Source organism: Spirochaetota bacterium, from assembly GCA_034190085.1.
Classification (GTDB): Bacteria; Spirochaetota; UBA4802; order UBA4802; family JAFGDQ01; genus JAXHTS01.
In genome coordinates this window covers 97,090-109,699 of record JAXHTS010000071.1, presented here as the reverse complement: position 1 = coordinate 109,699, position 12,610 = coordinate 97,090, and the positions used below count along the sequence as shown (strand labels likewise).

At 37.0% G+C, this 12,610-nt stretch carries 10 protein-coding genes; 5 read left to right on the top strand and 5 right to left on the bottom strand.

The features are described from left to right. Positions 1-22: 22 nt before the first annotated feature. From SVZ03_14265 to SVZ03_14255, 3 genes are all read right to left on the bottom strand, one after another. Positions 23-451 (bottom strand): hypothetical protein, encoded by a 429-nt coding sequence (locus SVZ03_14265; GenBank protein MDY6935375.1) that lies wholly within the window; start codon positions 449-451, stop codon positions 23-25. Positions 452-477: 26 nt separating this feature from the next. Further along, complete coding sequence (locus SVZ03_14260; GenBank protein MDY6935374.1) at positions 478-1,923, bottom strand: hypothetical protein; 1,446 nt, start codon at positions 1,921-1,923, stop codon at positions 478-480. A gap of 139 nt (positions 1,924-2,062) precedes the next feature. After that, positions 2,063-3,517, bottom strand: a complete 1,455-nt coding sequence (locus SVZ03_14255) for a hypothetical protein (GenBank protein ID MDY6935373.1) — start codon at positions 3,515-3,517, stop codon at positions 2,063-2,065. A 409-nt stretch (positions 3,518-3,926) separates the two neighbouring features. Here SVZ03_14255 and SVZ03_14250 point away from each other — a divergent pair, with 409 nt between their 5' ends. From SVZ03_14250 to SVZ03_14230, 5 genes are all read left to right on the top strand, one after another. Next, positions 3,927-4,973 carry a response regulator gene (locus tag SVZ03_14250; GenBank protein ID MDY6935372.1) on the top strand — a complete coding sequence of 349 codons (1,047 nt, stop codon included), beginning with the start codon at positions 3,927-3,929 and terminating at the stop codon, positions 4,971-4,973. Positions 4,974-5,476: 503 nt separating this feature from the next. Further along, a complete protein-coding gene (gene fliW / locus SVZ03_14245; protein MDY6935371.1) occupies positions 5,477-5,935 on the top strand; it encodes a flagellar assembly protein FliW in 459 nt (152 codons plus the stop codon). Positions 5,936-5,939: 4 nt separating this feature from the next. Further along, on the top strand, positions 5,940-6,179 hold the full coding sequence (gene csrA, locus SVZ03_14240; protein ID MDY6935370.1) for a carbon storage regulator CsrA: 240 nt from the start codon (positions 5,940-5,942) through the stop codon (positions 6,177-6,179). 6 nt (positions 6,180-6,185) lie between these two features. Beyond that, positions 6,186-7,511 (top strand): hypothetical protein, encoded by a 1,326-nt coding sequence (locus SVZ03_14235; protein MDY6935369.1) that lies wholly within the window; start codon positions 6,186-6,188, stop codon positions 7,509-7,511. Positions 7,512-7,647: 136 nt separating this feature from the next. Beyond that, positions 7,648-8,622, top strand: a complete 975-nt coding sequence (locus tag SVZ03_14230) for a CAP domain-containing protein (protein MDY6935368.1) — start codon at positions 7,648-7,650, stop codon at positions 8,620-8,622. 20 nt (positions 8,623-8,642) lie between these two features. On the opposite strand, the gene SVZ03_14225 is transcribed toward SVZ03_14230, so the two are convergent. Together SVZ03_14225 and hdrA2 are read right to left on the bottom strand one after the other, a co-directional pair. Continuing rightward, the gene (locus SVZ03_14225) at positions 8,643-9,839 is read right to left on the bottom strand and encodes an HD domain-containing protein (protein MDY6935367.1); all 1,197 of its coding nucleotides are present in this window, start codon (positions 9,837-9,839) and stop codon (positions 8,643-8,645) included. A gap of 343 nt (positions 9,840-10,182) precedes the next feature. Then, positions 10,183-12,600: a CoB-CoM heterodisulfide reductase HdrA2 gene (hdrA2, locus tag SVZ03_14220; protein ID MDY6935366.1), complete on the bottom strand. Its 2,418-nt coding sequence runs from the start codon at positions 12,598-12,600 to the stop codon at positions 10,183-10,185. Positions 12,601-12,610: the final 10 nt, after the last annotated feature.

Below are 12,610 nucleotides of genomic sequence, written 5' to 3'. Positions count from 1 at the left end.
ATCAACCTCCAAAAGAAATCAACTATCTAGCGACAACTTTAACGGATGATATCAACTCTGATTCTAAGATAAATCCTATATACTTTGGAGAGGATGATACAAGTGTGCTAATTACATCACTGGAGCCCTCTCGTGGAGGAGGAACGCCATCGCGGATTTTCTTCTTTGTCCAAAGGTTGTTGAATTTAGCAACTGACATATTCAAATAATTATTAATAAATTTTTCTTTTATGGCATCGTTTCTATTTATCATCACCCTGATCTTGCCTCCATTTGGCCATGTTGTCATGTAACCAGTGAATATCAATCTTATCTGATTATCAGTAAGCTTGGGTCTGCTCTTATGAACAATAACAACTACATTATCCTTTGTTTCAGAATTTCCCGGAAAAAGCGATATAACTATATACACTATTACTAATAGCATTATCAGAAATAGCCGTATTCTCATTGTACACCTCTTGCAATAGTATAATACTAAAATGAAAATGATACAGCTATGCAGTACTCATCTATATCATCATCCACATCGAAGGGTGTATATGTTCCGTCTGTGTTCAACCTGAACCATCCACCCCTCGATTGCATGTCAAATCTAACCCATTCAGTCTTGATAACTACATCTCTGTATGGTTTAATATTCAATCCCATAGTATACATCCTGATATGATTTACAGATAACACTATCGAAATTATTTCTGAATCCGTCTTGTACCACTCATATCTAAAATAAGGCGTAATTTTCCCTAATATTTGATACTCCATCTGCAAGTAATATCCATAATAGATATAGTCTTCCGGGTCCTTCTCCATGCCCCATCTGTCTACAAGTCTGGTATCATCTTCATCAACCCAATTTTGAATACACTCTGACTGCAATACAAGAGTGCCATCTAAAGGCAATGATCCAACTGAAATTTTAATATGAGACATGGCAATGGTATCCAGCTGGTTATTATAGAATCTATAGCCTGAATAATCGATATCATAGGAGATGCTTTGAGTGCCGTCATTTAATGAAAATAATATATAAGGGATTGCAGTCTTTTTATAGATGTATGTTCTATCCCCCTGGTAACCGGAGCAGCCAAATTCAATATCAATCATTTTGGCAATTAATGGAAGCTTAAAATTCAAGAATCCGCCAAAAGCCTTGTTCTTATCTGCCTCATCATCAATTGCGTCCGAGTCAGATATGCCATTCCCAGCATATGCGGCATAATCTACAAATATACTTGTGCCAGGGACATTAACCTTTCCCAGAAGTTCTATCCCTGTTTGCCATTGTGGCATCCCAACATTCTGTGATGGGGTTTGAACCAGCAATGGAAGTCTCACAGAGGTTAATACCGGCGCTCCATGATCCTGGCTCCAAATGCCATAAGGTACAAGATAGCGCCCAAGTCGGATATTTAAATATGGGATCGCATTCCATTCAAAATATGCCCTCTCTATGAAGATTGAGCCATACTTAAATCGAGTAGCTTGACTATCAGAGGTAAGGTTATTGTATGGGGTTATTATGATATAATCTACAGCAGAGCTATCCTCCCCAATGTACACATATCCATCATCTACTGGAGTAGATTGTTCAATGCCAGATGGAGCAAAAAGAAATCTCATCTCACTAAATGCCAACAGATCATCACCAACGTTAAATGAAAAATATAAATTTAGATTATTTAGACAGAAAGCCCCGTTTTTCATAAAAAAATTTTTTAGCAGACTGTCCTCTGATTTAAACTCATACTGCATATATTGGAAATCCATAAAACCCTGTATGTTTAAACGCTGTATTCTTTCATCTTCATCTATTAATAGATTGGTCTTACTAATCGTTTTATCCTCCTGGGCCAAAAGCCCTAATGGAAGGAATACCGCTATACTCAAAACTACCTTTCCGAATATTGTTATTGCCTTCATCCTATACCCCTAAAATATTTCAATATAGTATCAAAATTTCAGCGATCCGGATAAATGCTTAATCAATTATTCATCTCGAAATTTTCAATGCTCAATCATAGATATCCTATTACTTGTATTTTACAATATAGACCGAGAGTTAAAATGAAAATGATACGGCAACACTATATTGATCCACATCCTCACTGGCTACATATGGAGTAACTGTACCATCCATTTCTATCTTAATCCATCCACTTGCAGAAGCCGCATCGAATCTCAACCATTCCGTCTTTATAACAACCTCATCGTATGGTTTTACATTCAAACCCACAGTATACATGTTTGCATGTTTCAGTGTAAGGGCTATTGAAGTATCTATAGTATTCGACTCTAAGCGCTCGTATCTGAAGTAGGGGGTAATTTTTCCAAAGATCTGATACTCAATTTGGAAATATGAACCGAAAAAATAAGAATCATCAGTTTTTCTCGGTTGTCCCCAAATATCTACTAATCGAGATTCATCCGATTTTTCATCAACCCATTGACGCATAAACTCTGACTGAATAATAAGTGTGCCATCAAAGGGCAATGAGCCAATGGATACCTTTACATGAGCTAAGGCTATTGTATCCAATTGTTTATAATAAAATTTTATATCAGAATAATCGATATTATATGAAATGCTTTGTGTGCCATCATTTATTGAAGAGAGGATAAATGGCTCTGCTATCTTCTTACAAATAAATGTCCTCTCCCCCTGATAACCAGAGCAGCCGAGTTCAATATCAATCATTTTAGCAATTAAAGGGAGCTTGAAATTTAGGAATCCTCCATAAGCCTTATTTTTATCCGCTTCATCAGCAGTTGCGTCTGAGTCAGATATGCCATTGCCGATATAAGCAGCATAGTCTAAGAATATACTTGTGCTAGGAAGGTTAACTTTTCCTAAAAGCTCAATCCCTGTTTGTCGCTGCGGCATGCCAAAAGAAATTAATGGCGTGTTTACCATTAGCGGAACTCTCACCGATGTAACTACAGGGGCGCCATGATCCTGGCTCCAAATGCCATATGGCACCAGGTAACGACCAAGCCTAAGGTTAGCAAAGGAGAGCTTATTCCATTCAAAATATGCCCTTTCAATAAATAATGAGCCATACTTGAATCTTGTTGCCTGACTATCGGAAGTCAAATTATTGTAGGGGGTAATAATTATATGGTCTACTGCATTGCTATCGTCGCCAATGTATACATAGCCATCATCGACAGGGGTTAGTTGCTCATTCCCAGTTGGGGCAAAAAGGAATCTAATCTCGCTAAACGCCAACAGGTCATCGCTAACGTTAAATGAGAAATATAGATTGAAGTTGTTAAGAACAAAGGCGCCATTTTCTTTAAACAAATATTTCATTTGACTCTCTTCCGATTTAAAATCATATTGCACGTATTGAAAATCCATGAAACCAGAGATGTTAAATCGTTGTTCTTTTTCCACTTCCTCAATCAATTCAATACTCTGTGGTGTCTCCTCGTCTCTTTCCTGGGGGTATATTCCATTGGACAACCAGCCTGAAATAAGCGATACAATCCCAGCCAGTAATACTATTTTTTTCATTTTATCTCCCTAATAATCTTGTTAATTATATGTAGGACCTTGACGATGGCGCATAATTCATTATTTTATTTTAATTATATTCCTTTAACTAACATAAATCAATCAATATTCATTTTTAAATATTAATTATTTATACACATGCAAAATCTTTTCGATGTAATGTGTAATTAATATTTTTTATTGATTATTTCATGAAACTGAGTTACAATTCATTTTAAGCTATATAAATAGCTTCTTGAATTAGTTTCACCATCGTTGTTCGGTTGCTAATCAAGCGTTGTGCTTGATTATATCAATTATAGCAATTCTTCGTCCTCATAACAATAATACAGCGCTATATGAATACTAACGCTAGGCTTTTTTATACACAAACCGAAAGGATTAACTCAGATGATTACTGGAGACATGCATGAATGAAGATGCAAATAATGATAGGATATTAATTGTTGACGATATGAAGAGCAACATAGATATTCTATCACATCTTCTTAAAAATGATTATATAATAGACTCAGCCATAGACGGATTGATGGCTCTTGCAAAGGTTAAGGAGAACCACCCAGATTTAATTCTATTGGATGTCATGATGCCAGGTCTTGATGGTTATCAAGTATGTGAAAGGTTGAAAGGAGATGAAGAGACAAATGACATACCAGTAATTTTTATTACTGGCATGGATGAATTTGGTGATAAATCTAAGGCCTTTGAGATTGGCGCAGTGGATTACATCAACAAACCCTTTGATATATTTGAAGTTAAGGCTAGAATTAAGACGCATCTTGCCTTAAAACATGCCACAGATGAGTTGCAAAAACAGGATCAGATTTTTGGAACAGATGCGAAGGAATCCATAGAGGGAAATCATGAGAATCAATTTCATATTTTTCACAGCTTTGGACGCGCTGCGGAATACTGGGATAATAAGAACAGCAATCATATAATACGCATTAGCAATTATAGCTACCTTCTCGCTCGCGCTTATGGGATGAGTGATGAGGATTGTGAATTGCTGCGTCAGGTTAGTGTTATGCATGATGTTGGAAAGATTGCAATCCCTGAGTCTATCCTACTCAAACCTGATAAGCTCGATGATGATGAATGGGAAATAATGAAAACCCATACAGCTATTGGCGAAGAGATGCTATCGGTCTATAACTCTAAACATTTAAGCATAGCTCAACAAATCGCTGCAACTCATCATGAAAAATGGGATGGTTCTGGCTATCCTCGGGGATTGCAGAAAGAAGAGATACCTATAGAAGGTCGCATTGTCGCATTATGTGATGTGTTTGATGCGCTGACCTCTGATAGACCTTTTAGGGAAGCTTGGTCAGTTGAGGACGCAGTTACAGAAATTAAGAAAAGGAGCGGTACACACTTTGATCCAAACCTTGTGAAGGTGTTTATGGAAATATTGGATGACATAATATTGATAAAGAAAAAATATCCTGACTAGAATTATAATTGATTGAATTATTCCATATCATTATCGCAATATTTTTCATTTATAAAAAATATTCTCCTTAAACTTTAACACATATTCCAATATCGAAATTGATGAATATTATGAGAGCTATTAAAAAAACATTAGTTTTTTTCGCCATTAACAGCTAAAATATCGAATTTCCTGCACTTATTAAGCTACAATTCAATTTTTATATTATAATCTCATTGACAATTATTTTTGATAATATTAGGTTACCTCTGATTAAGAAATTTCCCGAAAGACATTCATAATACACATCTCATCACATTAGTGGATATATAAAAGCGTGTTACTATCATCTTTTTTTTGCTAATAAAGCTGCTTCAATTACTAATGCAGACTTACAAAAAAGTGGAAGGGAATGGGATGAGGTTTCTCCTTTAATAATCTGAGAAGTGAATTATCTGGAAGTTCCGAAATGGTATATAATATTTTACTGTAATCATTATTTGAATAAAATAGGGGAAAGAGAGTTGAGTATCCAGATTAATACAAAACCCTTTGGACAGATAAAGGTAGAGAAAAAACAGATTATAGATTTCCCTGACGGGATATTGGGATTTGAGTTTGTTGAAAAATTCGTAATCCTTGACTCAGATGAGAAGTCTCCATTCAAATGGATGCAGGCGTATTCAATACCAGAACTGGCCTTTATTATAATAAGACCAATCGATTTTCTTGTAAAATATGAACTAATAGTATCACAGAATGACATGAAGGCATTGAATGTTGAAAGTGTTGAAGAATTGCTTGTGTTTGCCATTGTTACTATTCCATCTAATCCCTCTGAAATGACAGCAAATCTACAAGGTCCAATAGCAATAAATCCACAAAAGCGAATTGGAAGGCAGGTTATCTCCCTAAGTGATAAATATATAGTAAAACATAAAATTCTAGAGGAGATGAAAAAGCTTGCCGAGGGAGAGAAATAGAATCATGCTAGTATTGGCGAGAAAATTGAATGAGAGCATAATGATAGGTGATGAGGTTGAGTTAGTTGTGATTGACATAAAGGGAGATCAGGTCAAATTGGGGATAAAAGCTCCAAGAAGAATCGCTGTTCATAGAAAAGAAATATATGAAGAGATTCAGCAGGAAAACATCGCCGCATCCAGCTCAGAATTCACACAGGAAACCTTGAAGGACATATCCGATTATTTCAATAAGGGCAAATGAGTCATAATGACTGACATAGGGAATAACCCTCTTACCAATGAGATTATTAAGACACTAAAGCATAAAAACTTAATACCAACCATTCCGGATAAATCAAAAATTCCTCTTCCAGCTATAAACAAAGTAGAATTATATCTATCATTTCATGGGAATGACAGGTGTGCACATTGTATAACCAACTCCGGGCCTCATAGGGGAGAGTCTCTTCATCCAAACCGAGCAAAACAAGTAATTGATAATATCGCAAAATATTCTATATTATCAAGACTTCAAACACTTGATAGGGGTGGCCAGTTTAGGACAATTTATCCCGCGAAATATGAAAAGCTATATATGCGACCCAAACCTCCCAAAAAATTGACAAAAGAAGTCTATCAGGGTTATGCAGATTGTTTAATGGGGAAAAATTATACCTCCATGTGGATAAATGACCAAAGAATCACTCCTCTCAATTTTGGCAGGCCATCGATACGTATTAGTGGGGGAGAGTTCTATACCTGGCCGCATGTGATGGATGGTGTGGAAGTATCGAAAAATGATCGACTGAAATTCCAAAAAGATCTATTGAAATACATTAATAATAGAATTCCAGAATATGATATCTTTATCTTGACCAACGGACGGTTTGCAAAAGACATTCAAAGTGCTAATACAGTCATACAGCATTGGAGTGATCATGAAACCGATAATAGTGGTCGTACACATATCTGTATTTCAATGGACCCCTTTCATCATGCACCATCCAATAGCACCCTAATGGACATGCTTAATCGAATCTGGAAGGCTTGTAGAAAATCGAGAATCGGAACGCCACTTCTATATGGGGTTCCTAATAATAGGATCATGCTCTTAGGTAGGGCTTTAGTCTCCTTTAGTAAAGGCAATGGGAAGAGTATAGAAGTAAAGGATATCACAAAGAATTCCTATTACACCGATGGAAGGATAGAGCTTGATCCAGTTGATCTTATTGCAACTGATGGATGTAATGAATTGAAAGGTTTTATCTGTGAGACCGAATATGGAGCCTTTATAGCCAATAACATCGTAGTATTACCTTCCGGTCATCTTGCATATTGTTGTGCTTGTGTTGGCAATTTTGGTGATTTTATTAACAAACCCCAGGAGACATTACTCAATATTACTACTAATACAATTGCAGTTATGCTTCGACGTAAGCAAACTGCAATTAATATACTGAGTACGGCGGTTGAATTAGATCCTAGTATTAAGCTATTTTTAGATGGAAAGAATAGCGCTGTAACAGGAAGCACATGTTATCAGATGTTAAGTGGAATACGAATACCAAGCGATAAAACATCTGGATTATTATAACAATCTATCGAGTAATTAAGATAAATAATATTATATAGAATTGATAGTATTAGCTACAAAAGAGGACTTGGAACTACTTCTGCTTATAAAATGGTATTCCTAATTCACATTCCTACATAATGATAGGATCAGAATAATGCAAAAATTTGGAATTATTTCAATCAATCTTCTGATAATATCCGTTTTCTTGACTACCCATCAATCAATTTCACTACCCTACACTGAATCATACCTAAGTGAATTATTGGATGAAAATAGTAGAGTAAAGCAACTTGAAGAATACAAGGATAATGAAGAGACAATAAAGCTAAAGCTTGAAATACTAAAGGAGATAAATACCAATAGGTCTCGACATGGTTTAAGATCGCTTAAGCTTGATATTCTTGCTTGTAGGATAGCGAGCAAGACAGCATCAGAGGCTGTTAGGGGCAATTATTTTGGTCATTGGAATCTAAGGGGAGAAAAACCATATCATCGTTATGCATTTGCTGGAGGGATGCATCATGTATCCGAGAATGCAGCGATGAGATGGAGATCAGTCCCAATGGAAAAGAGTTATGAAAATGTACTCAATTTTATTATTGATTCACATATGGCAATGTATAACGAAAAATCCCCACATGATGGACATAGAAAGAATATCCTGAATCCCTGGCACACTCATGTAGGATTAGGATTTTCGTTAATTGAAAATAATTTCAGATATTATGAGGAGTATCTGAATATATATCTTGAGATTGAACCTTTACAAACAAGCATAAGGGCAGGGGAATCTGTAAAGATATCCGGAAGGGTAGCTGCCCCTAATTACGGCATATTCTTTGTGGTTGTATATTATGAACCATTTCCCTCCCCAATGACACCGAAACAGATAGCTCAAAAGAACTCATATTCTGATTTTACTGATTCAAGGGTGGTTAGTCTGCCCTTCTGGAAAATAAACTACGATGATAATAGCAAGCAGTTTCACTTTTCCTTTCAAACCTCAAAGGTGGGTTTATACTATGTACAAATTTATATAAAGAGTGGGCATACCAAAAATGAAAAGAACCGTTTCATTACCACAAAAGGTCTTTCACCTGTTTCTGGGATCGTTATCAAGGCAAATTAGTGAATTACAGATTACATCTTTTATGCCTCACCTAATTTCATTATCTTCTTGATGTAACGGGTAGGATCGTTCTTAAGATTGACTGAAATTGGTCGTGCCAATTTTTTACCATCATTACCGGATAATATACGAACCAGCGGCTTAATATCAGAATATCTCATAACGCTCTCAATTATCGCCACCTCTTTTGTGTTCAGAAGAACAACACTGCCGATTGGATAAATTGGTTTATTTAATAGCAGATACGAAAGATCATTAACAAAAGCCTTAACAATGAAGGGGTTGAAACTTTTCCCTGATAAATCCCATATTTCTAAGACCGCCTCTCTTGGTGTGAGTGATTCCTTACCATCAAGTTTTTCAATAAGATAATCATAATAGTTGCATATTGAAATAATCTTAACAAATTTATGAATAGCTTTATCCTGAAGTCCTCCGGGATAACCGGATCCATCAAAATTTTCATGATGACCTACCACTATATTCAGGATATCTTCTGTGACTCCAGAAGCGGATTCTAAAATCTTATAGCCAAACATAGGATGTTCATGAATTGTTGTATTCTCATAATCATCGTCACTATCAATCTTCCATATTAACTCCAATGGAGTATTGATCTTTCCAATATCATGGACAAAGGCTCCAAGCCCTATCTTTTTGGTATCATTTTCATTTAATCCAAGCTTTTTAGCGAGAATTATGGCCAAGATGCCAACATTAATTGAATGTACATAGGTATATTCATCATAGTTTTTCAATTCAATAAGATTAATCAGGCCAACCTCTTTGGAGTAGACATCATTTATCAAGAGATCAACTACCTTATGTGCATCATTTATATTAGCAGTTTTCCCTGTTTTCACAGATTTTACAAACTGCATCATAAATTCAATGCTCTCTCTTTTGGTATTGTCTGATATTATGTCTGTTACAGGGATGTAATATATCTTTTCTATCTTTTTTTCGTTTAGCTGTTCAAGATCCTCCTCATTCAAGACGTGATACTCTTCGAAGAGGAACTGCCCTGATTCTGTATATATCTTCCCCTTAATAATCATCCCAGGTTTTAAATGTGAGACCTTTAACTCAATCCTTTCATCCTTCTTCTCGTCAGCATTACTCTCTGTGTTCTCGCCCTTCTCTTCCCCTGCTTGAGAAGATTTTTCTGATTCCACTTTTTCTGAATCTTGATTATTTAATTCATTCTCCTTTTCCATTAACGGAACCCCCATTGCTCAATATAGTATCATATTTGTATAAACAATTCAAGAAGAATAACATGCCAATCATTTGAAATCGATTATCATATTCATCCTTTTCTACATATAATCAATAATTATACTGAGCTTTTTATTTAAGGGGTAATATCCAGCATTATATCTGACACCCTCATTTTCTTGAGAAATATTACAAATTATAGATTTAATCTATTATTTGGGAAATAATCGAAACAAAAAGAGTAATTGTTGAAAAAAATGGCAGGCCGAATCTGGAACGGGTAATAGATTTAACAGGAATAGGTGCTATAACTGATATTTACTCTTTTTGGTCACCTTCAGGTTATGATATAGACTCATTTTTTAGAACCTGCTGCGTCTCAGCAATCTCCTTTAAGGTGACCTTCTCTCGAAGTTCTTCCATTTTCTGCATGATCCCCTGGAAGCGCATACCCTCAGCCGCACTTATCCATTCAAGTTGAAGCCGTTCTTGCCTCATACTGAGTTTCTCCATCTTTTTATGTATTCTCTTTACCCTGCGCTCTGTCCAATGATTAGCATCAATATAATGACAATCACCAATATGACAACCCGAAACAAGTATAATGGATGCACCCTTTTTAAAGCCATGCCATATAAACTTTTCAGATACCCTTGCTGAACACATCGTGCGAATCAACCTTGTATTAGCAGGATATTGTAGCCTCGAAATTCCTGCAAAATCTGCTCCTGCATAGGAGCACCAGTTACAGGCGAAGACAAGAATGCGATTTTCAGATTTTTCCTCTAAAATGGAATCAATCTGGGCAATAATCTGATCATCAGTAAAATGATGCATGGTAATTGCATCTTCTCGACATTCAGCAACACAGTTGCCACAACCAGCACAGGCCGCGCTTGTCACATGGGCTGGGATTTTCTTTTTTTTATCTACGCTGATAGCATTGAAAGGGCATGCCTTTACGCATAGACCGCAGAATGTACATTTATCAGGATCAACCTCAGCATTGATCGACTCAACCCTCATCTGGCCCGGATTCATAATGCACATTGCCCGAGCAGCAGCAGCAGACGCCTGGGTTACAGAATCCTTAATGTCCTTTGGCCCCTCTGCGCATCCGCAGTAATATATACCGCGGGTTGCTGAATCAACTGGCTGAAGTTTGGGATGAGCCTCCAGATAAAATCCATCAGAGGTCTTTTGCAGGGCAAGCATCTCCTGTATAACATTCATATCCTCAGGTGATTCGAGGCCAACGGCAAGGACTACCATCTCACTCCTATGAGTCTCCAACACCCTCAAGGCTGTATTCTCAACCGATAGAATTAAATCTTTTGTTTCTGTATCTTCTTTAATAAAACCTGGAAGACCGCGGATATACCTGACTCCCATTCCCTTGCTGCGACGGAAGAGATCTTCGAAACCCTTGCCAAAGGCCCTGATGTCAATATAGAAGACCTTTACCTCCATTTCCGGATAATGCTCCTTTAGCATTATTGTATTCTTAATGGTATTCATGCAGCATACATTTGAGCAATATGGATGACCGCGATTCTGCGAACGCGATCCGACACACTGAATAAATGAAACTGATTTTGGAACCCTTCGATCACTAAGGCGTATGACGTCACCATGGCTGGGGCCTCCGGCATTAATTAAGCGTTCAAACTCAATACTGGTTAATACGTTTTCATAACGAGTATAGCCATATTCATCAAGAATTGCAGGATCATAAATAGCTGTTCCTGTGGCAACGATGATGGTCCCCACATCAAATTCCAGATCTTCATCATTCATATTAAAATCAATACATTTCTTATCGCATTTTTCAATACACTTGCCGCATACAATTGGATTGTGTCCAAGACAATGATCAATATCTATTACATAGGTTGAAGGAACTGCCTGTGGGAATTGAGAATAGATCGCCTTGCGTGTTGAAAGCCCCATATTGAATTCATCCGGTATAAGAACAGGGCAGACATCTATACACTCGCCACAGGCCGAACAATCATCCTTAACATATCGTGCACGCTTATTTATTCTAACATGGAAATTCCCAACATACCCTGTAATCTCTTTAACTTCACTTAAAGTAAGAAGTGTAATATTCGGATGCCGACCGGCATCAGTCATCTTTGGACCTAGAATTCATATAGAGCAATCCATGGTTGGAAATGTCTTATCCAACCATGCCATAATGCCTCCAATGCTCGGCTCTTTTTCTACAAGGATAACCTTATAACCTGCATTTGCAAGATCGAGAGCTGACTGTATGCCAGCAACGCCTCCGCCAATAACCAAGGTCGATTTTTTGATCTTTAATTCAGTGTCAGTGAGCGACAAGAGGAACCTGGATCTAGAAACAGCTGAATTGATAAGGTCTTTTGCCTTTGCTGTAGCCTCCTCACGGTTATGACTGTGAACCCAGGAACACTGCTCTCGGAGATTGGCAATCTCTAAAAGGTAAGGGTTAAGTCCAGCCCCTTCAAGGCATTGACGAAAAGTCGTTTCATGCAGTCTTGGAGTACAGGAACCTATTACAATCCTATTGATCCCATTTTCGATGATATCCCCTTTAATCTGATCCTGACCAGGTTCGGAACAGAGGTAGGTGATATCCTTTGCTAATACTACATCTCTCAAATGAGAAGCATATTCTGCAACAGCGCGGCAATCAACAGCCCCCTCAATATTGAAGCCACAATGACAAACATATACCCCTATCCGTATCTCTTCAATATTATTTGTTTCTTCCATTGACGCTCCT